Source organism: Rhizobium sp. WW22, from assembly GCF_047041135.1.
Classification (GTDB): domain Bacteria; phylum Pseudomonadota; class Alphaproteobacteria; order Rhizobiales; family Rhizobiaceae; genus Rhizobium.
Genome location: NZ_CP178198.1, coordinates 2,405,462 through 2,429,242, shown reverse-complemented (window position 1 = coordinate 2,429,242; position 23,781 = coordinate 2,405,462). Strand labels below are relative to the sequence as shown.

Here is a 23,781-nt window from a genome sequence, read left to right as displayed (position 1 = left end):
GACCGGAGCCGCGCGCTGTATCAGCCCTGACGAGCCTTGTAGCGTGGGTTCAGCTTGTTGATGATGTAGATACGGCCCTTGCGGCGGACGAGACGGTTGTCACGGTGGCGCGCCTTGAGCGACTTGAGCGAATTCTTGATCTTCATTTTTCTGATCCGCGATCTCTGAGGGGGAATGTCACATTCGCCCGGGTCTTTAACAATCAAAAGCGCGCTCAGGGCGCGCTCTTTAGGGTGGGGAGCAAATACCCTGTCGGCCGTGCGCTGTCAACCATGTCAGGGCTTTTTCCCGCTGATCTCAGCGCAGAAGCTGTGTAACGTGCCCCATCTTGCGGCCCGGCCGGGCTTCGGTCTTGCCATAGAGATGCACTAGCGTGTCGTCAAGGCGCAGCCATTCCGGCAGTGCCAGGATGTCGTCGCCGATCAGATTCGTCATGACGCAGTCCGAGTGGCGCTGAGGATTTCCGAGCGGCAGGCCGGCGACGGCGCGGATATGCTGCTCGAATTGCGAGATGACGCAGGCGGCCTCCGTCCAATGACCGGAATTGTGGACGCGCGGCGCCATTTCATTGGCGATCAGACTGCCATCGGCAAGCACGAAGAACTCGATGCCGATGACGCCGACATAGCCGAGCGCCGTCAATATCTTCTCCGCAGCATCGCGAGCGGCGTTCGCCGTCTCTTGCGAAATGCTCGCCGGCAGCGTGGAGGTGTGGAGAATGCCGTTGCGATGGACGTTCTCTGCCGGATCGTAGCAGGCGACTTTTCCGTCGCTGCCGCGGGCGGCGATGATGGAAACCTCGCGCTCGAAGGATACGAAGCTCTCCAGAATCAACGGAACGCTGCCCAAGGCCGCATAGCCGCCTTCGGGGCTGTCGGCGGCGGAGCGATAGACGCGCTGGCCTTTGCCGTCATAGCCGAGGCGGCGCGTCTTCAGCACGCCCTGACCGCCGAAATCCGCTAGCGCCTTTTCGAGGTCGTCCTGGCTGTCGACGGCATGGAAGCGTGCCGTCGGAATGCCGCAGCCGTTGATGAAGCTCTTTTCGGTCAGCCGGTCCTGCGCCATTTCAAGCGCCTTGGGCGGCGGATAGACCGTTACCTGCAAGGCAAGATCCTCGGCGGCGGTTACGGGCACGTTTTCGAACTCATAGGTCACGACATCGCAGCGCTTCGCCAGCTCGGCAAGGGCGGCCGCATCGTCATAGGCGGCTGTGATCTGTTCGTTGGCAACATGGGCCGCCGGACAATCGGCCTGGGGCTCGAGGATGACGGTGCGAAAATTCAGGCGCGCAGCCGCCATGGCCAGCATGCGGCCGAGCTGGCCGCCGCCGATGATACCAATCGTCTTCGCGTTCATAGGTCGTCCATCGGATATTCGGCAACGGCGGCGCTCTGGCGCGCGCGCCATTCGTCGAGCCGGTCGGCAATCTCTTCGTCGCCGAGCGCCAGGACGGCGGCAGCAAGAAGGGCGGCATTGACCGCGCCGGCCTTTCCGATCGCGAGCGTGCCGACGGGAATGCCGGCCGGCATCTGCACGATCGAAAGAAGGCTGTCCTGACCGGAGAGCGCGCGTGACTGAACCGGCACGCCGAAGACCGGAAGAGGCGTCATAGAAGCCGCCATGCCCGGCAGATGCGCCGCGCCGCCGGCGCCCGCGATAATGACCTTGAAACCCTCATCCCTCGCGCCCTTGGCGAAGCTCACCAGCCTGTCCGGCGTACGATGCGCGGAAATGATGCGCGCATCATAGGTAATCTCAAGCGCTTCCAGGGTGTCCGCAGCATTCTTCATGGTCTCCCAGTCAGACTGGCTTCCCATGATGATGGCGACAGGCGGTCTTTCGGTCAGCATCGTTGCGTTGTGCTCCTCAGGCGATGATGTCGGGGATGATCTGGTCTTCCAGCTTGGTCAGCTTGTCCTTGATGACGAGCTTCTTCTTTTTCATGCGCTGGATACGAAGGGCATCGCAGCCCGTCTCGATCATGGCATTGATTGCGGCATCATAATCCTCGTGTTCCTGGCGCAGCCGCGCCACGATCAGCCTGATTTCCGCCTGTTCCTGATCGGCCATGTTCATTTCCCCAGCATATCGCGGAATCGCATTCGTTCCGCCTCCTGAATTCCGCAAGCTCCTATCACCAAATGACGATAACGGGAAGTTATCCTTCTTCACGAATTTGCCGCCTATAGGCCACGTTTTCGCCTTCGACAAAGGCTCGATCTTATGGCACAGTAAGAAGGTTGACACCTAGAGCCTTGGCGAATGGATGGTCAGGGCTCTTCAGAGGAAGGAAGGGTCATATGACTGTTCAAGCACATCTTGAATCGCTCGAAAAGAAACATGTCGCGCTCGAGGAGGCGCTGCATGCGGCAATCTCATCTCCCTCTAGCAATGATACGGAAATAGCCGACATCAAACGCAGGAAACTGCGCGTCAAGGACGAAATCCAGCGTCTGCGTTCCTCCGTTCACTGAGGCAACGTTCCAAAGTTCAAAAAAGCCATCGATCTTGGGGCAAAAGAGGCAGATCGAAAGGTCTTGAGGCAAATTCCCAGTCAGGATCGATGAGCATTTCCGTCAAAAACGGATGCGCCAGCTTCGTAGTGTCGAAGGTAGGGGTTGGCGCAATTTCCCCATCTTATGCAACAAATGCCGTCGTTGGCGACTCTCGGCTCGTTGTGGTCGTGGCACTCGCTCATCCGGAGGTCATGTCGTTTCGATCGCGGACTTAACTGGAAGAGCCGCTTTGCGCGTCGTCATAGCTGACGCTATCAGCTACCAAATTCCGCAAATTTCCAAGTATAATGAAAGCGGAAAAGCCGTTTCAGGACCAGAATTGATCCAGCCATAGATTCAACTTGTCGAAGCCGCGGCTGTTGACCGCATAAATGCGCTTCGTGCCTTCATTGGTGACGGAAACGAGGTTGCTGTCGAGCAAAGCCTTGAGATGCTGCGAAACGGCTGGGCGGCTGATCGGCAGGCCCTGCGCCAGTTCGTTGACCGTCTTGGGTGCGCGGCGCAATTCCTCCAGCAGATGACGCCGGTTCGGGTCCGCGATGGCTGCGAAAGGGTCCATGGTCGACATGGCGGAAAGCTACGTCAAACACCAAAGGGCGGCAAGTTAATTGTGCGCTGCATGATATATTGTACGAATGGCCGCTCGCGGAGGTGGCGTGCCCGATGTCCTTCATCGCGAACTGCCCGTTTCGGCCGCTGCCCCTTGTCAGAGAGAGCTAACGGATTTACTCACGATTATCGAACCGGTGCGCCATCGCTGACGATGGAGGCCGAAACCATGGAAGCTCGCATGACCGTGCCCGAAGATCGTTGCCGCCTCGTACTCATCGTTCCCGACATTGCCGATATCGAGCAGCGGGCGACGGCAGTGGCCGATGCCCTGAGGGGTGGGGACGTCGCTTCGGTGATCATTCCTCAATATGGTCTTGATGACGGTACCTTCCAGAAACATGCCGAAAAGCTCGTGCCGGTCATTCAGGCCGCAGGTGCGGCAGCGCTCGTCGCCGGTGACAGCCGCGTGGCAGGGCGTGCCAAGGCCGACGGGCTGCACATTGCCGGCAATATTACCGAGCTTACGGAAGCCGTCGAAAAATTCGTGCCGAAGCTGATCGTCGGTGGCGGCAGCGCGGCCGATAGGCACAGCGCACTGGAGGTCGGCGAACTCAGGCCGGACTATATCTTCTTCGGCAAGCTCGATGGCGACATCAAGCCCGAGGCGCATCCAAAAAATCTGGCGCTCGGCGAATGGTGGGCTTCGATGATCGAAATCCCCTGTATCGTCATGGGCGGCACCGATCCGAAGTCGGCGCTGGAGGTGGCGCTCACCGGCGCCGAGTTCGTGGCGCTGCACAAGGCGGTCTTTGCCGATCCTGCAGCTGCCGCCTCGATCGTCGCGGAAGTGAACGCGCTTCTGGACGAAAAAGCGCCACGGTTTGAGGATTGATAGCGATTCATGTCGTCAGCGCCTCGATTCCGCCATCGATCCTTCCTTGCCGTGCTGGCAGCCGGGCTTGCAGCATTCCCGTTGCTGGCCGCGGCGCAATCCGGCAATGACAATACGTCCCTGCCGGGTGTTTCGCAGCCGGCGGAGAAGGGCGCGCGACCGGAAGACAATGCGCAATCCGATGACGACACAACCGTGCCGGATGCACCGCAGCACAACGATAATGTCATGACCCGGCCCCTGGGCGCCGATGCCGGCACTTTCAAGACTGAAAAGATTCAGCCGGGCGCAGAGCCGAAAGCCGATAGCGACATCAAGCCATCCCAGGGCGTTGGCGTTTTCGAGCGCATGGGGGCAAATTTGCCGGACCTGCCGCCGGAAAAGCCTTTCACCGGCAAGGTGGATGATGCCTATGGTGCCTTCCAACGCGGCTATTACCTGACCGCTTTTCAGAAAGCATTGCCGCGGGCGCAGCTCGGCGATCCGGCCGCACAGACCTTGATCGCGGAGCTGATGGCACAGGGCCTGGGCGTGAAGCGCGATACGAAGGACGCCGCCTTCTGGTACAGCAAGGCGGCCGAGGGCGGTGATCCCACGGCGATGTTCAAATACGCGCTGATCCTGATGGAGGGCCGCGAAGTGCCCCGCGATCAGAAGGCGGCCGATGAATGGATGAAGAAGGCGGCCGATGCGGGTCAGCCTTCGGCGGAATTCAATGTCGCCCAGATGCTGACGGCCGAAAATCCAGGCCCGAAGGGTCTGCAGATGGCGCTTCCCTATTATGAAAAGTCTGCGCAGCAGGGCATTGCCGACGCGCAGTATGCCGTTTCGCAGCTCTATCTGAACCTTCCCGATCTGCCGCCGGAAAAGAAGGCGCGCGCACGCGAGTGGCTGTCGCGTGCAGCCAATGCAGGCTTCGATACTGCACAGCTCGACATGGGCATCTGGCTGATCAACGGCACCGGCGGCGCGCAGGACCTCGAAAACGGCTTTAACTGGATGCGGGTCGCAGCCTATCGCGGCAACGTCGTCGCGCAAAACAAATTGGCGCATCTTTATATCAACGCCATCGGCACGAAGCAGGATCCGGTGGCTGCAGCCACCTGGTATGTCATTCGCGTCGTGCCGGCCTGAAAGACCCCGAGCTTGAGGATTTCTATCAAGGGATCGAGGACTACCAGCAGAAGGCGGCCATCGACGCAGCCAACAAGTATCGGCGCGCGCGATAATAAAGGTGTCGGATTGAGCCTTGGCGGAGCTGATCTGAGGTCAGTTTGCGTCTGCCACAGCCTCACCACTTGAAATTCCCGCGATTTTATGGTCTTGAGGCCGCCAATCTTTATTTCCGCTGACGCTCCTGCTCCGTCGGTGCCTGCTTTCGGGCCCGGTCAGCGCTTTCTGCATTATCCAAGGAACCCCGATGGCCCGTTCTGCTCTTCTCAATGTCATGGTTCAGGCTGCCCTCAAGGCAGGCAAGTCGCTCAGCCGCGATTTCGGCGAAGTGCAGAACCTGCAGGTGTCGGTGAAGGGACCGGGCGATTTCGTCAGCCAGGCGGACCTGAAGGCGCAGAAGATCATCCGCGACGAGCTGTTGAAGGCCCGCCCGACCTACGGTTTCCTCGGCGAGGAAGGCGAAGAGGTCAAGGGCACGGATGGCGCCCATCGCTGGATCGTCGATCCGCTCGACGGCACCACCAATTTCCTGCACGGCATTCCGCTGTTTGCGGTCTCGATCGCGCTTGAGCGCAACGACGAGATCGTTGCCGGCGTCATCTTCAATCCGGCCACCGACGAACTCTATACGACCGAGCGCGGTGGTGGCGCATTCCTCAATGACCGCCGCCTGCGCGTGGCTTCGCGCCGCGTACTGTCGGACAGCGTCATCGGCTGCGGCGTTCCGCATCTTGGCCGCGGCAATCACGGCAAGTTCCTCGTCGAGCTGCGCCATGTCATGGGCGAGGTCGCCGGTGTTCGCCGTCTCGGTTCCGCATCGCTCGATCTTGCCTATGTGGCCGCGGGTCGCTTCGACGGCTTCTGGGAAACCGGCCTGTCTTCCTGGGATATCGCAGCCGGCATTCTGCTGATCCGCGAAGCCGGCGGCTTCGTATCGGATTTCCATGGCGGTACCGAGATGTTCGCAACGAAATCGATCATTTGCGGCAACGAGCATATACAGAAGGCGCTCGCCGAAGTTGTCAAGCGGCCGGTCCCGACGAAATAAGTCATCCCCCATTCGCCTTTTCGAGGGATAAAACGGTCTGTTGCCAACGGGCTGTTTTGTGCTTTCCGTCTCTTCAATTCGGCACAATGTTGCTCTAGTCTCGCCTGCGGAAAATGCGGTGGCGGAGCGTGCAATGGAAAATGTGAAATTGGCGGATCTGGGATCGACCGACAATGTGTCGGGCAGTTACGCCTATAAGCTCTCGAGCCCGATGGCCTTTTTCTGGACGATGGTGCTTTTCCTCGTCATCGTCGGCTTTATCGTGGCTATCCTTTTCCGTCAGGCCCAGGTCGCGTTCCTGCACAATCCCGGCCTCAACGGCCTGATCGTCGGTGTGCTGGTCGTCGGCATTCTGCTGGTATTCAACCATGTGCTGATGCTGAGACCTGAGGTTCGCTGGTTCAATCACTTCCGCGCAGTCGGCAATGCGGATAAGGTCGGTCGCAACCCGCGGCTGCTGGCGCCGATGCGGGCGCTGCTCGGCAATCGCCGTGCGATGCAGCTTTCCACGGCGACGCTGCGCTCGATCCTCGACTCGATCGCCACGCGGCTCGACGAATCGCGGGACACCTCACGCTATCTTATCGGCCTCCTCGTCTTTCTCGGCCTGCTCGGCACATTCTGGGGTCTGATCGGTACGATCGGCTCGATCAATGACGTCATCCAGGGCCTCGACGCGGGCACCGGCGACTCAGGTGACATTCTGAGCGCCTTGAAATCGGGGCTTTCCGGCCCGCTTGTGGGTATGGGCACGGCCTTCTCCTCCTCGCTGCTCGGCCTTTCCGGCTCACTGATCCTCGGCTTCCTCGATCTCCAGGCTGGCCGTGCTCAGAACCGTTTCTACACCGAGCTCGAGAACTGGCTTTCCTCGGTCACAGATGTCGGTTCCGATATCACGCCGGTCATCGAAAATGCCGCCGGCGCCTCCTCGGAGGATGTGCGTGCGCTTTCCGACTATCTGCGCAAGATCGCCGAGGAGGGCGGTGGTCAACGCTCGGTGACCGCGATGGCGAACCTCGCCGAAGGCATTCAGGGCCTGGTCAAGAACATGCGTAACGAGCAGCAGATGCTGCGCGACTGGATCGAGGCCCAGCAGGAAGAGGCGAAATCGATGCGCCGCACGCTCGACCGCCTCGCCGACCGGATCAGCCATACCGAGAAGACCGGGAGCAAGTAAGCCATGGCGCTCGCCCGCAACCGACGCCACCAGAGAAGCGTCGACTATTGGCCCGGCTTCGTCGATGCGCTGTCCACGCTGCTCATGGCGATCATGTTCCTGCTGACGGTATTCGTCGTTGGCCAATTCATCCTCAGCCGCGAAATTTCCGGGCGCGACGAAGTGCTCAATCGCCTCAACAGCCGCATCAACGATCTGGTGCAGCAGCTGGCACTGGAAAAAAGCGGCAAACAGGATCTGGAGGATGCTGTCGCCAATCTTCAGGCATCGCTATCCTCGGCGGAGACTGAGCGCTCGCGGCTGCAAGACCTTCTCGCAGCAGGCTCCGGCAGCAGCCAGGCTGCGGAAAAGCGGGCTGGATCGCTTTCGCAGGAGCTTGACGATCAGAAGCAGGTGAGCGCACGGGCGATGAGCCAGGTCGATCTCCTCAATCAGCAGATTGCCGCCCTGCGCAACCAGATCGCCGCTATCGAAGCTGCCCTTCAGGCATCAGAAGCCAAGGATCAGTCATCGCAGGTGAAGATTGCCGATCTCGGCCGGCGGCTGAACGTGGCGCTGGCACAGCGCGTACAGGAACTGAACCGGTATCGTTCCGACTTCTTCGGCCGCTTGCGCGAAATCCTTTCGGATCGGGATAATATCCGCATCGTCGGCGACCGCTTCGTGTTCCAGTCCGAGGTGCTTTTCCCGTCCGGCGCTGCCGATCTCAATCCGGCGGGCCAGGCGGAGATGACCAAGCTTGCCACAGCTCTCATCGACCTTTCCAAGGAAATTCCGCCCGAGATCAATTGGGTACTGCGCGTCGATGGCCACACCGATAATGTGCCGCTTTCGGGCAATGGCCGCTATCCGGACAACTGGGCGCTGTCATCGGCGCGCGCTATCGCAGTCGTCAAGTTTCTGATCTCGCAGGGTGTGCCCGCCGACAGGCTCGTCGCTGCCGGCTTCGGCGAATTCCAGCCGATTGCACCGGGCGATACGCCGGATGCTCGCGCCACCAACCGCCGCATCGAACTGAAACTGACGGAGAAGTAATCGATCATCGCTTCGGCGATGCGATGCCATCGAGGCGTGCCTGCAGGAATTGCCGCACGGCTTCGCTGTCGCTGAGGCCGATCGCGGTGCGGTATGCGTGGGAGGCGTTTTCTTCATCTTCGGCTTCGGTCAGCAGGTGGGCGCGCACGGCCCAATAGGGCTGATAGTTGACGATTTCGCGCTCGGCTATCCGGTCAAGGAGAGCCAATCCCGCAGCAGGACCTTCCACTTTGCCCGTCACCGCGGCATAGCTGACGCGGGCGCCGACGGTCGGTTTCATCATAACGAGCGCCTGATAAAGCTTGGCCAGAGCTGCCCAGTCAGTGATGCCCGAGCGTCGCCGGTCGGCATGCACGGACTGGATCGCGGCCTGACACTGGAACGGGCCGAAGCGCCCGAATGCACCCGTCTTTCGTAATAGATTGTCGGCTTCCGCGATCATTTCGACGTCCCAAAGGGCCATGTCCTGCTGGTCGAGAGGGACATATCGTCCATTCGCGTTGCGTCGCGCTTTATGACGGGATTGGCTGTAGAGCATCAGCGACAACAAGCCTGCCGCCTCCGGTTCCTCGGGCAGGGTCGCAAGCAGCGTGCGGCCGAGCCAGATGGCTTCATCCGCTAAAGATCTTTGCTTGCCGATCTCTCCGTCGACACCGTCCCAGCCGAGGCCATAGGCGGCATATATCGCCGAGAGCACGCTTTCCAATCGGTCCGGCAGTGCGGACCGCTCCGGAACGATGAAGGGAATATGTGCGTCGCGGATCTTGATTTTTGCCCGTACCAGCCGCTGGCTCATGGCTTGCGGCGAAACGAGGAAGGCCTTGGCTATGGTTGCGGCATCGACGGCCAGCACGGATTGCAGCATCAGCGGGGTGTGAGCCGAGCGATCCAGAGCCGGATGGGCGCAGACGAAGAGGAGCTTCAGGCGCTCATCCGGAAAGGTGGAATTGTCGGCATTCATGCGTTCTTCCGCTTCTTCGAAGGCCATCATGATCCTGTCGCGCGCTCCGGCCCTGACGTTCTCGTGCCTGACACGGCGAAGGAGGTTACGCTTGGCTGCAACCAGCAGCCAGGCCTCCGGATTGTCGGGAATGCCGCGTTCCGGCCAGGTGTTCAACGCTGCCGCGATCGCATCCGACAAAGCATCCTCGGCCGCCGGCACGTCGCGGAAGCGCGCGGCGAGAAAGGCGATCAGCTTGCCATAGGATTGACGCGCCGTTTGCTCGGCGGCGCGTCCGGCATCCAACTCCATGATGGCTACATCTGCAATCGCGGCCGTATCTCGACCGAACCTTGCTGGGAGATCGGTACGCGCAGCGCCCATTCCAGCGCGGCATCGAGATCCGGCACATCGATCAGGTAGAAGCCGCCAAGCTGCTCCTTACCTTCAGGGAAGGGACCGTCCTTTACTTCATGGTCCTCGCCCTGGCGACGGACAACCGTTGCCGTCTCCGGCGCCGTCAATCCCGCGCCTCCCGTCATGATGCCGGCCTGGACAAGCGCCTGGGTGTAGGCGATCCAGCCGTTCTTATAGGTCGGATCGGCGCGACGCCCAAAATCCTCGGCTGATTCACGGATGATCAAAGCATATTGCATGAGATGGGTCTCCCATTTGCAGTTTTGACGATGGCCGTACGGCGTACCCCGAAAGCTGAATGCCGGAATATACAACACCGCTGGCAAAACGGCTTCCTGCCGCTTCGACATAATGAGTCGCGGGCCCAAGTGAATTCGACACTCGCGAAAAGATTTCTTGAAATTCGCCGCAGAAAAATCAAAACGACCGGCATGCCCAAAGGGCAGCCGGCCGTTAATGGCTTTGCAGCAAGTGCGTGACGCGAAAATTATGCGGTGGCGGTGGTCTGGTCGTCGATGACGGCGCCGCCAACGTGAGCCTTGATCGATTCAATAGCATGCAGGGCCGAGGCCTTCGCCTTATAGCCTTCCGAACCGAACATGGTTTCGCCGTTCGAGGCCTTGAAGCGGAAGCGAAACTCGCCGGCCTTGTCCTTGTAGACTTCAAATTTATACATGGTGCACGTCTCCTAGAATCGCGTCAGCGCGGGATAACGCTGAAAATCTAGCTCAACTTTGAAACTATTTCCACAAGGTTGTATTTGAGACGACTTGCCCGCTATTTCGCGACGAGCATGTGGTCCTCGATGCCGGCATCGAATTGCAGGCGCGCAAGCTTGGCGTAGATGCCGCCGTGACGGATCAGGCTCTGGTGCGTACCTTCCTCGACGATGCGGCCCTGATCCAGCACCAGAATGCGGTCGGCCTTGAGCACGGTCGCCAGGCGATGGGCGATGACGAGGGTCGTGCGCGCCTCCATCAAGCCCTCCAGCGCCTTCTGAACAAGGGTCTCGCTTTCGGCATCGAGCGCAGAGGTCGCTTCATCGAGCAGCAGGATAGGCGCGTTCTTCAAGATGGCGCGGGCGACGGCGACACGTTGGCGCTGGCCGCCGGAAAGGGTGACGCCGCGCTCGCCGACCTGCGTATCATAGCCCATTTCGAGGCGCGAAATGAATTCGTCCGCCTGCGCGGCAATCGCGGCGGCGCGCACTTCGTCGCGCGACGCGCCCGGGCGGCCGAAGGCGATATTGTCATGAATGGAGGCGGCGAAGATCGTCGTATCCTGAGGGACGATGGCGATGCGTTCGCGCAGCGCATCCGGCAGCACGTCGCGTGCATCGACACCATCCAGGGCAACCCGGCCCTTCTGCGGATCGTAGAAGCGCAGCAGCAGCGAAAAGATGGTGCTCTTGCCGGCACCCGATGCGCCGACGATCGCGACCGTCTCCCCCGGCTTCACGGAGAAGGAGAGCCCGTGCAGTGCCGATCTGTTCGGTCGTGACGGATAAGAGAAATGGACGTCAGAAAATTCCACTCGGCCCTGCGGCGGCTGTGGCAAGGGCAGGGGATTGGCCGGGGCGGCAATGGGTGAGACTTCTGCAAGGAGCTCGCCCAGGCGATCGGCAGCACCTGCGGCCTGGGAGAGCTCGCCCCAGACTTCCGACAGCGAGCCGAGCGAGGAGCCGGCGATGACGGAATAGAGCAGGAACTGGCCGAGCGTGCCGGCCGACATCGTGCCGGCGAGAACATTCTGCGCACCGACCCAGAGAACCGCGACGATGCTGCCGAAAACCATGGCGATGGCGAAGCCCGTCAGCAGCGAACGGGATTTGATCGCCGCGCGCGCCGCCTGATAGGCATCCTCGACGGCGCTGCCATAGCGCTGAGCGGCGGCGTTCTCGCCATTATAGGCCTGGATGGTGCGGTTGGCCGCGATGGTCTCGTTGGCATAGGCCGACGCCTGCGCTAGTGTCTCCTGCGCGGCCCGCGAGCGCTTGCGTACGGAACGGCCGAAACTGACCAGCGGCAGGACGATGATCGGGATCGCGATCAGGACGATGCTGGAGAGTTTCGGGCTGGTGACGATCATCATGATCACGGCGCCAAGACAGAGGATCAGGTTGCGCAGCGCGACGGAGGCCGTGGCGCCGACTGCGGACTTGATCTGCGTGGTATCGGCCGTCAGCCGCGAGACGATCTCGCCGGACTGATTGACATCGAAGAAGGAGGGCGACAGCCGCGTCACGTGGTCAAAGACCTCGCGGCGCATGTCGGAGACGATGCGTTCGCCGATGGAGATGACGAAATAATAGCGCAGCGCGCTCGCAGCCGCGAGCAGCAGCGCCATGATCATGATCGCTACGAAATAACTGTCGATCAGAGCGCGGTCGGCTTGATCGAAGCCGTGATCGATCATGCGGCGGACGGCGACTGGCAAAGCAAGCGAGGTAACGGCAGCGATGACGAGCGATATGATTGCCCCGGCCACCATGCCTCGATATCGCCTGAGGTATGGCGTCAGTCGTCCGAGAGGACGGATTGAACGGTTTTTCTTTTCCTCAGCCTGGCCAGTTTCTGACAAGTCGTCTCCAATCCCCATATCAGCAAGGGACTCGGCGTTTCGCCCCTTGTTATCGCCGCTGCCTTCATGTATAGGCACGCCATCTTAATTGGAAGCCGTGGCCTTTAACGGACTGCGGCTTCATTTATTCAATCGGTTCGGTTGCCGCAATGCCTTGCGACAAATGGACCCTGGCATGACAGGAAGATTGTTATGAAGGCCAACATTCATCCCGACTATCACACCATCAAGGTAGTCATGACCGACGGTACCGAATATGAAACCCGCTCGACCTGGGGTTCTGAAGGCGCTGTCATGAACCTCGAAATCGATTCCAAGTCCCATCCGGCTTGGACCGGCGGCAACCAGCAGCTGATGGACCGTGCCGGCCGTGTTTCGAAGTTCAACAAGCGCTTCGGCGGTCTCGGCATCTAATCGCATTGCGATTTGCCGCTTGAAAAGAGCCCGGTTTTGCCGGGCTTTTTTGCGTTGATACGGAGCCTCGTTCCTCATCGCACACGCCGCAGGTAATCGGCACGGTCGAACGGATTTACGGCTGCGCGCTCCCGTGCACGGTGCGCACCCGATAGTGGCGCATAGTGATCGAAGGCGTGCTCGAGGACTCCGGCTCCGCCCGATAATCCCGGCAATTGCCTTTGGAGCGCCTGGATCATCGATGATGCCACCGTGCCTTCCAGCCGAGCCAGTCCCTCGTCGATCAGCGATTTTCTCATCGATGCGCCGGATTTTGCGAGCAGGCTGTGCACACCAGCCAAAGCCGTTGCCGGTATCTCGACGTGAAAATGCTCGATGGGTTCGCAGAGGATCGTTTGTGCCGATGAAAGCGCTGATGCAAGCACCAATGGCGTCAGTTTGCGGAAATCCACCGCCGTGCTCGCCGGCGAAGTCTGTCGGGCCGCCGTCATGGCGACATGGCAGTCGATGATCTGCCAGCCGAAAAGACCTTCCTTCAGCGTCTCGAACGTGGCTTCCTCGACCGCCCGGTAGAAGCTTGCGGGCATCTGGCCGACATCCACCTCCAGGGCAAAGCTGTTGCCGGCGCCTTCCGGTCGCGGCTCGACGCGCAAGCCGACTGTTGCGAGAAACGGATTGGGCTCCTTGAATATGTGCTCAACCGCGCTTCCCGTTCCAGCCAGCCTTTCGACATAGATGACGGTGCTTTCCTCGAAAGCTATATCCAAGCCGAATTCCGTGGAGAGCGTTGCCTGGATGACCTCCTTCTGCACTTCGCCATAGAGTGAGACGTATATCTCGCCGGTTTCCTCGTTGGAGCGCAGGTTGATGAGCGGATCCTGTTCTGCAAGTTGCGCCAGAGCTAGCCAGAGCGCTGCATTTTCCGAAGGGCGCATCGGGCGGATGCGGGTTTCCAAAGTGGGCGGCGCGAAGTGGCGAAGCGTGCCTGGCCGGCTTTCGGTGCCGATCCAATCGCCGATACGGGCGTTCGAAAGACCGCCGACCTTGGCGATCTGTCCGGCGCTGATCTGCGCGACCTTGTCCGCCTTGCCATCCCGGAAGAGCTGGAGGCTGCTGATCTTTGCCGGGCCGTTCGTGGTTTCGATATCGTCGCGAAGGCCGACCGTGCCAGACGCCAGATAGAGATAGGCGAGCTTCTCGCCACCCCATCCGCGTTCGATCTTGAAGATCGTCCCGGAAACCGGACCGTCATGGTTCGGCTGACGGCTGGGCAGCAAAGTCTGGACCGCCGAAATCAGGGTAGGGATGCCGAGGCCCCGTGTCGCCGCGCCGGCGAATGCCGGATGAACCAGAGACTTCCCTACCTGATCGACAAGGGCTTGCTCCAGCCTCTGCCGTGTCAGGCGCTCGGGAGCTAGAACATAATCTTCCAGGAAGAGCTCGTCGTTGACTGAAAGGGCTTCGCAGACGCGCGAGAAATGCGGATCTCTTCCGAGATCGGCGGTTTCCACCGTGGCGAGCCTGCTGCCGGCATCATGGACGATCGACATCGCAATGGGGCGAACCGCCAGCTGGCTCGCAATATCCTCAAGCACCTCATCATAGCGCGCGCCCAGGCGGTCGACCTTGTTGATGAGGAAGATGAAAGGGATGCTGAGGCGGCGCAATGCCCTGACGAGCACGCGGGTCTGCGATTGCACGCCCTCGACTGCCGAAACGACGACCACGGCCGCATCGAGCAGTTGCAGCACCCGTTCGATCTCGGCAATGAAGTCCGGATGTCCCGGCGTATCGATGAGGTTCACCGTGACGTCACCGACGGTGAACGAGACCACCGCGGCGGCAATGGTGATGCCGCGCTGTCTTTCGAGTTCGAGGCTATCTGTCTGCGTGCTGCCGGCGTCGACGCTGCCGAGCTTGTCGATTATGCCGGTATCAAAAAGGAGTCGCTCCGTGAGGCTGGTCTTGCCCGCGTCTACATGGGCGAGGATGCCCAGATTCAATGTGCGCATGGTTCATCATCTTCTCAGAATTTCGGATTTGATTTTCGTGAGAAGTGAGTCGGCGCATTGGGTCCTCCACGCACATTCGATATCGGCTCGCCCACCCCTTGAGAGAGGCAGGCACTCTCTTTTTACAAAGGTTCCGCTGAGATCGTCAAGCTTTGCCCGCTTGCCACTTGCGGTTTAGCTCCCCGCGCACGGCTTTTCGGAAAGATGAATAACTGCTCAAAACAAAACCGGCCGCGCAGTGCGCGACCGGTTCGAATTCATAGTCGATGGTAGGGCTTAGTTGCCGCCGAATGCGGTCTGCAGCAGGGTCAGCTGTGCCTTGACGCTGTTCTGGTTGTCCGGAACGATGGCCGCTTCCGTCGGACGATAGATTTCGCGGTCGAGGATGGCGACGCGGTTCTGCAGGCGCAGCGAACGCTCGACGAGATCGCGGAAGGATTCCGGCAGGTCATTCCAGCCGGGTGCCGTGCGGTCGACGTTGAAGCCGTCGAGGCGGACCTTGTTCTTTTCGGCCAGCACCTGATCGCGCGACATTTCGCCGTTGTTGACGGCGCGCTGGAGCAGCAGCCAGGAGGCCATCTGCATAAGACGGGTCGTCAGCCGCATAGATTCGGCGGCGTAGAGTACGGAGGCCATGCGCGGCAGAACCTTGGAAGCGACGCGGCCCTGGCCGTCGAGATAGCCGGCAGTTTCTTCGACCAGCGACATGCCTTCAGAATAGAGCGCCCTGAACTGCGCCGACGATGCGGCGTGGCCAGCAAAGCTGATCGTGTTCAATCCAAGTTCCGACATCGAATAAATCCCTGCTTCACGCAACACTTTTGTTCAGGAAAGGCCGGTCAAGTCCCTAAGAGCTTTCGGCATCCGCTTTTATGACTTTAAGATGGTTGTTTTAACTGAAATTCGCAAGGCGATTCTTAAGAAAGGGTTAATCTCCACAGTTTCGGCAAGGTCCGTGATACAGGACAAAAAAGAAGAGCCGCAAAAGCGGCTCTCAAGGTAAAACAGGGAGAAAAATCAGACCAATTCGCCAAGTGGAGGAACTGTCTGAGTCCAGAGCGAATCTGGATGGTCCTAGTAATATGTCGTAAAGCTTAATATTCAGTTGACCATGTCTTGATCCAGGACTGCGCCGCCCAAATTTTGTGCTGCGGCGATGCATCTTGGAACGATGTCTCAGAAGCGGAAAAGGCTATCAGCCGCTTTGCGGCCGGAGGTCTTGGTGGCGATTTCCTCTTCCAGCCGGGCGATCTCGCCCTGGAGCAATGCGACGCGGCTTTTCAGCTCGTCCTCCGATAGTAGCGACAGGTCGCTGCCGATCTCGTGGGCGGACGGCTGCTTGGGACGATCATCATCGAATAGGCTCATTTCGGCTCCTCCTTCCCTTCAAGAGGGATCAAGTGCCGTAATTTACAGTTATATCGTCCTTTTTTGAAGTCTCGCTCCGCGCGAGCGACATACTCTCCGGCGTGATCATCTGTGCGTTGGCCGAGGGCATGGTCGTATAGGCATCGCGATCGCCTGCCGGCTTTGCGGCGCGCATGCGGCTGCGGAAGATCGAATAGGAGGTAATCAGCACATGGGCGATGGCCGTGACGAAGAACAATGAGTAGGGGCCGATGGAGGACATGACCGGGCCGCTCAACGTCGGGCCGATGATCGTGCCGATGCCGTAGAGCAGCAGCAGGCCGCCCGAAACCTTGACGAAATCCTCCGGCGCGGCGAAGTCGTTGGCATGGGCGACGGCGATCGGATAGAGCGTGTTGGCGACGGCGCCATAGATGACGACCATGCTGATGAGGAAAGCCGGGCTGCCCGGCTTCAAAAGGAAGAGCAGCAGGCCGTCGAGGGCTGCGATCGCCGCCATGCCCGCGAGCACATAGCGGCGGTCGATGCGATCGGAAAGGCGGCCGGCCGGCAGCTGCATGACGGCGCCGGCAAAGATGGTCGAACTCATCATCAGCGCGATATCGCTTTGCGAAAGGCCGGCCTTGGCGCCGAAGACGGCGCCGAGCGTGCCGTATGCGCCATTGGCGATGCCGACAAGCAGGATACCGATCGAGGCGACCGGCGAATTGCGGTAGAGCGCCTTCAGATCGAGGCTGACGGCCTTCAGCGGCTGCGGCGAGGCGGCGGTCGACAGCGTGGTCGGCAGCATGGCGATACAATAGCAGATGCCACACACCATGAAGAGGATGGGCGTATGGACATCGGCAAAGGGCACCATCATCTGGCCGGCGACGGCGCCGATGAGAGTGATGCCGATATAGAGCGAGAAGATCGCGCCACGGCTTTCATTGGTGGCGCGTTCGTTGAGCCAGCTCTCGATGATCATCGAGGTGCCGGCCGTGCAGAAGCCGGTCACGGCACGCAGCGCCACCCACCAGATTGGGTCGACGATGATGCCGGTCAGAAGCGCGATAATGGCGATGACGGAGATGAAGCCCGAAAAGGCGCGCACATGGCCGATACGTCGGACCAGTTTCGGCGCCGTCAGGCAACCGAGCACGAAGCCCGTCGCCCACGTCGTGCCCAGCAGGCCGAGCGTCGTCGTCGCATAGCCTTCGGCCGTGCCGCGCACAGGCAGCAGTAGGCTGTGCAGACCATTGCCCGTAAACAGGAACAGCGTGCCGAACAGCAGAGCGAGTACCGGCAATATGTTTCTTTTCATGCTCCCCACCTTCACGCGGCTCCGTTTGGGAGCCGAAAGACAGGATCGCGCCCTGCCTGTATTCGCTATTGATTGTGTCCCGGATTGCCGCTATCGGCGTGTAGAAACAGTCTGTTGGCGCGGAAAAATGTCCGTCGTATGACGATTAGAGCATGATCGCGAAAGGCGTGCAGCGGTTTTTGGTCGCGGCTGCTCTCACTCTTGCATAAACGGGGAAAAATAGCGTGACAAAAGCCATAGCGGTGCTGCTCCTGCTCGCCATGGCAGTGCACATCATCAAGCCTTTGGGGCTGCCGGGCCTGAGGCGCAGGGCTGATTTCTGGAAGATCGCCCTCTTCGCCTTTGCCATCTGGACGGTGGCGCTCGTCATCAACGAGGTGTTTTAGGGCATTCCAGACCGATTTCGGGGCTTCAGCTCCGGCACGCGTCCCTTCCTATACCCGGATCTCTCCGCGCATGACGAAGACGCTGCTGCCGGACAGCAAGACTTCATTTACCGTACCGGCAGATTTTTTGACGTCGACGCCGATGACGCTGCGTCTTCCCATTTCCACGCCCTGTTCAATGGTGATTTTTACCTCTGCATCCTGTGCAGGCAGCAGGGACGTCAGATAGGCGCCAATTGCGGCGGAGGCGCTGCCGGTCGCCGGGTCTTCCGTGACATTGTCGAGCGGCGCAAACATGCGGGCGCGGATAGCCCATGGATTTTTGGCGGAGCGTACGTAGAGAAAGAGCGAGAAACCGGTCTTGTCCTCTTTGTGCCGCACAGCTGCTTCGGCAAAAACGGCGGCATTCGGCCATGCTTTGCCAAGCGTTTCCAGGCTGTCCAGCTCGGCAAAGGCGAAAGGCAGGCCGACGGATGCGAAGGTCGGAGTATGGGTCGTATGGCGGATCGATTGCGGGTCGATCTGTACGCAGCGTGCAATGAGTTCGTCGGCAATCGTCTCGCCGACCGAAAGTCGGCCCGGCGCGCGAATGCTTGCGCCCGAGACCACGCCGTCGTTGCGCAACAACGTCACTTCCACAAGGCCGGCATCCTCTTCGAAAATCAGCGTGTCGCCCGTAGGCCTTCCGAAGATCGCCGGCTGCTGGCCGAGAACCAAGGCGGTGCCGACATTCGGGTGGCCAGCAAAGGGAATTTCTGATGTCGGCGTGAAGATGCGGACGCGGGCTGTATGCTCTGGGTTTTCGGGCGGCAGCACGAAGGTCGTTTCCGAATAACCGAACTCGGCCGCTACCTTCTGCATGGCGTCGCTGCTGAGGCCACGCGCATCGGGGATGACCGCCAGTGGATTGCCGACAAAGCGTTCGGACGTGAAGACATCGACGGTGACATAGGCGATGGTGTTCATGGAGGCCCCCAGAGCTTTTGCAGATCTGCGAGGATTTAGCCGTTGCTCGGCGGATGCTGGAAGCGGGAACTTGTGCCGGTGACAACTTCACCAGCAGTGCATTAGCCGGAAAGTCGCGTCATGCAATGACGATCGCGTCAATTATTCTGAAACTGCTTGAGCACGCTGGACCAGAGCTCGACAAGCTCCGCACTGCCTGCATCGCCGGGCTTGGCACGGACCGCAGTGTGCACCAGGACCAGATGTGTTGCCGGATCGACGAGAATGCGCTGGCCGGCTCGTCCGTCCAGAAAGAACGTTCGGCGCGGACCGGGCATCAGCCAGGTCTGATAGCCGTAGCCCCAGGGGTTCGTTTCGTGATTGACAGCGAGGAACGAGCCCTGCTTTACCGGTTCCGTCGCATCCAATAGCCATTGACGCGGGATGATCTGCCGCCCGTTCAAGGCTCCGTCATGGGCGAGCAGCATGCCGAAGCGGGCATAGTCGCGAAGCGTCGCGCTGAAGCAGCAGTAGCCGACTTCCTGACCTGTTTTGTCGACCTGCCAGTTCGCGCTGGCTTCGGCGCCCATCGGCTGCCATATCCGGGTCTGAAGATAGTCCGCCATGCTCATATGGGTGGCGTGGGTCAGGACGAGGCTCAATCCTTCGGTATCGAGATTGCTGTAGTGCCAGACCGTATCGGGAGGCGCCACCCGCTTGTTGAAGCGGGATATGGCTGTGATGGGATCAAGCTTTTCGGGGCCAAGCAGGGAATTGCTGAGGTGAACGTTGTCGTCGGGGTTGCCGAAGTTTTCGGTAAAGGCAATGCCGGAGGCCATGTGCAGCAATGCGCGGATCGGCGTAACGCCCATCTCCGTACCTTTCAGCTCCGGCACATAGGTCTCAACCGTATCGTCGATCGAACGGATGGCACCTTCGGAAATCGCAATTCCGATCATCATGCCGGTCAATGTCTTTGCCAGGGATTGCGAGACGAAGTGGTCGTGATCGGTGCGGCCGTATTGATAATGTTCGAACAGGATCGTGTCGTTGCGAGTAATCAGCAATCCCGTGGTGGGATTGGTATCGAGATATTTCGACAGGGAGGCGGTCTCAGCGCCGAATGTGAACTTCACCGAAATCTCGGATGGGGCGCGTAACAGCTGTAACGGATGCTCGGCGGGGGCGATCGTGTGCGTTGGCGCAAGCTGATCGGCGTGGGTGAAGTTGCCGATCATGTTGCGTTGTTCGCTGAGCGGCAGACCGACGGGATAGCCGAGTTTCTCACCGTAAGCTTCCGCATCCGGTCCGGTCGGAGAAAACACAGGAACAGCTGCGCGCACCTGTTGGGCTTGAGCAATATCTGTTTGAGCGACCAGGACTGCGGCAAGAACGGCGATAAAACTGCGCCAGGCCAGCATATGGCAACCCCTCTATTCGGCCCTTCATTATAATCGGACCTAGTGCCGCGCTTTTGTAACATCCGTTTGACACGGTTTGCTTTCCGATATCACAGCAAAGCTGATCTTGTCATTGTGGCATATGTAACTTGCCCTGTTCTGAACGTCGGACGTTATTGCCATAAAGCAAAAAGCCCCGGCCGCATCACGACCGGGGCTCTTCATTCATTCGAAGTGTCGGCTGATTTACTTGCCGGCCTGCAGAACAGCGACGCCGGGAAGGACCTTGCCTTCCATCCATTCGAGGAATGCGCCGCCCGCCGTCGAGACATAGGTGAAGTCATCGGCAACGCCGGCGTGGTTCAGCGCCGAAACCGTGTCGCCGCCGCCGGCGACCGAGGTCAGCTTGCCGGTCTTGGTGCATTCGGCGGCATATTTGGCTGCCGCGACCGTTGCTGCATCGAAAGGCGTGATTTCGAAGGCGCCGAGCGGGCCGTTCCAGACGAGCGTGGTGGCGCGGCCGATCCAGTTGTTGATCGCTTCGACCGATTTCGGGCCGACATCGAGTACCATGGCATCGGCGGGGATCGCTTCGATCGCGACGACTTCGTTTTCTGCGCCGGCCTTGAATTCGCGAGCGATGACGCCGTCTTCCGGCAGCACGATCGCGCAGCCGGCCGTTGCGGCTTCGATCATGATCTGCTTCGCGGTATCGGCGAGATCGTGTTCGCAGAGCGATTTGCCGACATTGGTGCCGCGCGCAGCGAGGAAGGTGTTGGCCATGCCGCCGCCGATGACAAGCGCATCGACCTTCTTCACCAGGTTCATCAGAAGGTCAATCTTGGTGGAAACCTTGGCGCCGCCGACGATGGCGACGACCGGGCGGACCGGATTGCCAAGGCCCTTTTCCAGGGCTTCAAGCTCTGCCTGCATCGTGCGGCCTGCATAGGCCGGCAGCAGGTGGGCGAGGCCCTCGGTCGAGGAATGGGCGCGGTGCGCGGCCGAGAAAGCGTCGTTGACGTAGATATCGCCATTGACGGCGAGCGCCTTGGTGAAGGCCGCGTCGTTCTTTTCCTCTTCCTTGTGGAAGCGGGTGTTTTCCAGCAGCAGGATGTCGCCATTGTTCATCTTGGCAACAGCGTCGGCAGCTGGGGTGCCGATGCAGTCGGAGGCAAAGAGAACGGCATGATCCAGAACTTCTTCGACCGTCGGGACGATAAGACCGAGCGAAAGGTCCGGGGAGGGGCCATCCTTCGGGCGGCCGAAGTGGGCAAGCAGAATGACCTTGGCGCCCTTTTCGGACAGTTCGAGAATCGTCGGGGCGACACGCTCGATGCGGGTCGCATCGGTGACCTTGCCATCCTTGACCGGCACGTTGAGGTCAACGCGCACGAGAACGCGCTTGCCGGAGATGTCGGTGAGATCGTCGAGAGTTTTGAAGGCTGCCATGGGAAGGATCCGATATTGTTGGTGGCGAAAAGCGCGCCGACCATACTACGGATGATCGGAGACGCAAGAACCGTTCGGCGTTTCATGGGATCGCCGAACGGTTCTATTTTCCTGGTTTTCGGCAATTCCGGACGGAAAGCCGTCATGCATTTTTCCGGGAATTGCTCAAGGCATTCAGGCGTCGTTTTTACCCGGTGTCGATTCGTCGGAAGTAGCTTCATTCACGCGCTCGCGGCGCTTCTGCAGATAAGCCCGGATGCTCTTCAAAATATCATGGAGATTGATGAAGATCGGCATGATGACGGGCGGTTCCACCGCCTCGAGCGACATGCCGACGGATTGGATATGATCGTTCTCGTCGAGATCGCGGACGATGAGGATAATCTCGCCGAGGCGTACGCGATCCGCATAGTCGGCCTTGCCACCGAGGCGATGGCGCATGAGCTCCGCTATGGTCAGCCCCTTCTCCTGTTCGCTCAGCAATCCTGGTCCATAGGCAGCGTCGAGATCGGCGGCGGGGCGCAGCGGCGATATCGAGAAGGCACCGAAGAATTCGGCATCCTCGGGATCGACCGGCGCGCGGCTGGCGAAGATGCGGTCGAGAAGGCGCGAATAATTGGGCGAGACGAAAAGATAGACGATATCGTTTTCGCGCAGGCGGCCGGCATATTGATAGCGCATGGACTTGCCGTCGCGAACGATGAGCGACGGTGTCGCCCAACGCGGAATGCGTTCGCCGCGCAGGACCGGGCTGTCCTTCACGACGCGATAGGAGAGGAGTTCGTGGTTGACCGTGCCCGGCAGGTCGACTTCGACCTTGTCGATCGCACCCATGCGTGGGGGAACGATGAGGCCAAGCCGGCGCGCCATGGGTTTGATGGTCCAGCCCTGTACGAGCAGCGACACCAGCACGACGATGAAGGCAACGTTAAAATAGGTCTGGCCCGCCTGCAGGCCGCCGAGGATCGGCATGATCGCCAGAAGAATGGAGACGGCGCCGCGCAGACCGACCCAGGCGACGAAGCCGGTTTCCCGCTGCGTATAGTCGAAGGGCAGCACACAGAGCCACACGGCGATCGGCCGGGCAACGAAGATCAGGAACAGCGCCAGCGCCACGGCCGGGATGGCGATTGCCGGAAATTCCGATGGGGTGGCGAGCAGGCCGAGCACGAGGAACATGATGATCTGAGCCAGCCAGGTCATGCCATCCTGGAAACGCTTGATCGAGGCGGAGGCTGGCAGCTTGCGATTGCCGGCATAGATGCCTGCGACATAGACGGCCAGGAAGCCGCTGCCGCCGACGGCACCGGTAAACGAGAAGACGAGGAGCGCCAGCGCCAGCACGAAGATGGGCGTCAGCCCGCGATCCGTCTCCAGCCGGCTCACGATGAGGACGATCATCATGCCGCCGAGCAGGCCAAGAATGACGCCCAGCCCCATCTGCTGGACAAATGTCGCGAGCATGGCGAGGTTGATGCCGGCATAGCCTTCGCCGCTTGCCAGGAGCTCGACCAAGGCAAGCGTCAGGAAGATCGCCATCGGATCGTTGGTGCCGGATTCGACTTCCAGCGTCGAGCGCACCTTGTCGCGAATATTGATGCCGCCGATGCGCAGCAGGAAGAAGACTGCCGCCGCATCCGTCGAGGCGACGATGGAGCCGAGCAGCAGCCCCTGAAGCCAGGTGAAGCCGAGCAGCCAGGTGGCGGCAAGGCCGAACAATGCGGCGGTTACGATGACGCCAACGGAGGCGATGGTCAGCGCCGGCGCTGCGGCGAGCTTGAAGGCCTGGATCGGCGTGCCGTAGCCGGAGTCGAAAAGAATGATGGCAAGCGCCAGGGAGCCGAGGATATAGGCGAGATAATTGTTGGAGAATTCGATGCCGAGGCCGTCCGTGCCGGCGGCAAGGCCGATCATCAGGAAGAGCAGCAGCAAAGGCGCGCCGAAACGGAAGGCGAGGAGGCTGGAGAAGGCTGCAATGAGTATGAGAACCGTGCTGATCAGCACGATAATGTAAAATGCCTCCACCTTTTCCCCTTTCCGTGCGCCGCTGCTGGGGCTAAAGCCCCGAATGCCGGAAACCCCCAGTGTCCATCATGCCGCCGCGCCTGGCAAATTGGCAAACACGGAAATCGTTCGGAGCAGAGTTCAGACAATGAAACTCTTTCCGACGACTG

General features: G+C 60.2%; 23 protein-coding genes and 2 pseudogenes. 8 read left to right on the top strand and 17 right to left on the bottom strand.

What is annotated here, in order from left to right; all coding sequences use genetic code 11:
• Positions 1–20 precede the first annotated feature (20 nt).
• From ykgO to ACK83U_RS12010, 4 genes are all read right to left on the bottom strand, one after another.
• A complete protein-coding gene (gene ykgO, locus ACK83U_RS12025; protein ID WP_003582204.1) occupies positions 21–146 on the bottom strand; it encodes a type B 50S ribosomal protein L36 in 126 nt (41 codons plus the stop codon).
• A gap of 151 nt (positions 147–297) precedes the next feature.
• Entirely contained in the window at positions 298–1,356 is a 1,059-nt protein-coding gene (locus ACK83U_RS12020; RefSeq protein WP_112609542.1) for a 5-(carboxyamino)imidazole ribonucleotide synthase, read from the bottom strand.
• Positions 1,353–1,850 carry a 5-(carboxyamino)imidazole ribonucleotide mutase gene (purE, locus tag ACK83U_RS12015; protein ID WP_015341043.1) on the bottom strand — a complete coding sequence of 166 codons (498 nt, stop codon included), beginning with the start codon at positions 1,848–1,850 and terminating at the stop codon, positions 1,353–1,355. The genes ACK83U_RS12020 and purE overlap by 4 nt, the downstream gene beginning before the upstream one ends.
• 16 nt (positions 1,851–1,866) lie before the next feature.
• Positions 1,867–2,070, bottom strand: a complete 204-nt coding sequence (locus ACK83U_RS12010; RefSeq protein WP_015341042.1) for a YdcH family protein — start codon at positions 2,068–2,070, stop codon at positions 1,867–1,869.
• 230 nt (positions 2,071–2,300) lie between these two features.
• On the opposite strand from ACK83U_RS12010, the gene ACK83U_RS12005 reads away from it, so the two are divergent.
• Positions 2,301–2,474, top strand: a complete 174-nt coding sequence (locus ACK83U_RS12005; protein WP_015341041.1) for a YdcH family protein — start codon at positions 2,301–2,303, stop codon at positions 2,472–2,474.
• Between the two features lie 349 nt (positions 2,475–2,823).
• On the opposite strand, the gene ACK83U_RS12000 is transcribed toward ACK83U_RS12005, so the two are convergent.
• Positions 2,824–3,084, bottom strand: a complete 261-nt coding sequence (locus tag ACK83U_RS12000; protein ID WP_015341040.1) for an ArsR/SmtB family transcription factor — start codon at positions 3,082–3,084, stop codon at positions 2,824–2,826.
• Between the two features lie 222 nt (positions 3,085–3,306).
• Between ACK83U_RS12000 and ACK83U_RS11995 the strand changes: the two genes are divergently transcribed.
• From ACK83U_RS11995 to ACK83U_RS11975, 5 genes and pseudogenes are all read left to right on the top strand, one after another.
• Positions 3,307–3,960, top strand: coding sequence for a thiamine phosphate synthase (locus ACK83U_RS11995; protein WP_112609629.1), 654 nt, complete (start codon positions 3,307–3,309; stop codon positions 3,958–3,960).
• A gap of 9 nt (positions 3,961–3,969) precedes the next feature.
• Positions 3,970–5,189 (top strand): annotated as a pseudogene (locus ACK83U_RS11990) (tetratricopeptide repeat protein).
• 191 nt (positions 5,190–5,380) lie between these two features.
• Positions 5,381–6,181 (top strand): inositol monophosphatase family protein, encoded by an 801-nt coding sequence (locus ACK83U_RS11985; protein WP_015341037.1) that lies wholly within the window; start codon positions 5,381–5,383, stop codon positions 6,179–6,181.
• Between the two features lie 133 nt (positions 6,182–6,314).
• Positions 6,315–7,358, top strand: coding sequence for a hypothetical protein (locus ACK83U_RS11980; protein WP_041677656.1), 1,044 nt, complete (start codon positions 6,315–6,317; stop codon positions 7,356–7,358).
• Between the two features lie 3 nt (positions 7,359–7,361).
• Entirely contained in the window at positions 7,362–8,393 is a 1,032-nt protein-coding gene (locus ACK83U_RS11975; protein ID WP_112335091.1) for a peptidoglycan -binding protein, read from the top strand.
• Positions 8,394–8,397: 4 nt separating this feature from the next.
• Here the strand turns inward: ACK83U_RS11975 and ACK83U_RS11970 are convergent, their stop codons facing one another.
• From ACK83U_RS11970 to ACK83U_RS11955, 4 genes are all read right to left on the bottom strand, one after another.
• On the bottom strand, positions 8,398–9,645 hold the full coding sequence (locus ACK83U_RS11970; RefSeq protein ID WP_112609538.1) for a DUF6596 domain-containing protein: 1,248 nt from the start codon (positions 9,643–9,645) through the stop codon (positions 8,398–8,400).
• Positions 9,646–9,650: 5 nt separating this feature from the next.
• Entirely contained in the window at positions 9,651–9,989 is a 339-nt protein-coding gene (locus ACK83U_RS11965; protein ID WP_112335089.1) for a YciI family protein, read from the bottom strand.
• Between the two features lie 248 nt (positions 9,990–10,237).
• On the bottom strand, positions 10,238–10,426 hold the full coding sequence (locus ACK83U_RS11960; RefSeq protein ID WP_015341032.1) for a YegP family protein: 189 nt from the start codon (positions 10,424–10,426) through the stop codon (positions 10,238–10,240).
• Positions 10,427–10,527: 101 nt separating this feature from the next.
• Positions 10,528–12,348, bottom strand: coding sequence for an ABC transporter transmembrane domain-containing protein (locus ACK83U_RS11955; RefSeq protein ID WP_412474851.1), 1,821 nt, complete (start codon positions 12,346–12,348; stop codon positions 10,528–10,530).
• A 174-nt stretch (positions 12,349–12,522) separates the two neighbouring features.
• Here ACK83U_RS11955 and rpmE point away from each other — a divergent pair, with 174 nt between their 5' ends.
• Entirely contained in the window at positions 12,523–12,744 is a 222-nt protein-coding gene (rpmE, locus tag ACK83U_RS11950; RefSeq protein ID WP_015341030.1) for a 50S ribosomal protein L31, read from the top strand.
• Between the two features lie 74 nt (positions 12,745–12,818).
• Here rpmE and ACK83U_RS11945 read toward each other — a convergent pair whose 3' ends face one another.
• The 4 genes from ACK83U_RS11945 to ACK83U_RS11930 all read right to left on the bottom strand — a co-directional run bounded on the left by ACK83U_RS11945 (position 12,819) and on the right by ACK83U_RS11930 (position 17,427).
• On the bottom strand, positions 12,819–14,756 hold the full coding sequence (locus tag ACK83U_RS11945; protein WP_112609534.1) for an elongation factor G: 1,938 nt from the start codon (positions 14,754–14,756) through the stop codon (positions 12,819–12,821).
• Between the two features lie 276 nt (positions 14,757–15,032).
• Positions 15,033–15,548, bottom strand: a complete 516-nt coding sequence (locus ACK83U_RS11940) for a DUF1465 family protein (protein ID WP_112609533.1) — start codon at positions 15,546–15,548, stop codon at positions 15,033–15,035.
• A gap of 384 nt (positions 15,549–15,932) precedes the next feature.
• A complete protein-coding gene (locus ACK83U_RS11935; protein ID WP_112609532.1) occupies positions 15,933–16,124 on the bottom strand; it encodes a DUF1192 domain-containing protein in 192 nt (63 codons plus the stop codon).
• 28 nt (positions 16,125–16,152) lie between these two features.
• A complete protein-coding gene (locus ACK83U_RS11930) occupies positions 16,153–17,427 on the bottom strand; it encodes an MFS transporter (RefSeq protein WP_112335085.1) in 1,275 nt (424 codons plus the stop codon).
• 224 nt (positions 17,428–17,651) lie between these two features.
• On the opposite strand from ACK83U_RS11930, the gene ACK83U_RS11925 reads away from it, so the two are divergent.
• Positions 17,652–17,813, top strand: a complete 162-nt coding sequence (locus ACK83U_RS11925) for a hypothetical protein (RefSeq protein WP_015341025.1) — start codon at positions 17,652–17,654, stop codon at positions 17,811–17,813.
• Positions 17,814–17,861: 48 nt separating this feature from the next.
• Here the strand turns inward: ACK83U_RS11925 and ACK83U_RS11920 are convergent, their stop codons facing one another.
• The 4 genes and pseudogenes from ACK83U_RS11920 to ACK83U_RS11905 all read right to left on the bottom strand — a co-directional run bounded on the left by ACK83U_RS11920 (position 17,862) and on the right by ACK83U_RS11905 (position 23,632).
• Positions 17,862–18,779 (bottom strand): PhzF family phenazine biosynthesis protein, encoded by a 918-nt coding sequence (locus ACK83U_RS11920; RefSeq protein ID WP_112609530.1) that lies wholly within the window; start codon positions 18,777–18,779, stop codon positions 17,862–17,864.
• Positions 18,780–18,916: 137 nt separating this feature from the next.
• Positions 18,917–20,179: a serine hydrolase domain-containing protein gene (locus ACK83U_RS11915; RefSeq protein WP_112609528.1), complete on the bottom strand. Its 1,263-nt coding sequence runs from the start codon at positions 20,177–20,179 to the stop codon at positions 18,917–18,919.
• A gap of 225 nt (positions 20,180–20,404) precedes the next feature.
• Positions 20,405–21,663, bottom strand: a pseudogene (locus tag ACK83U_RS11910) (phosphoglycerate kinase).
• Between the two features lie 118 nt (positions 21,664–21,781).
• Positions 21,782–23,632: a potassium/proton antiporter gene (locus ACK83U_RS11905; protein WP_112399755.1), complete on the bottom strand. Its 1,851-nt coding sequence runs from the start codon at positions 23,630–23,632 to the stop codon at positions 21,782–21,784.
• Positions 23,633–23,781 lie beyond the last annotated feature (149 nt).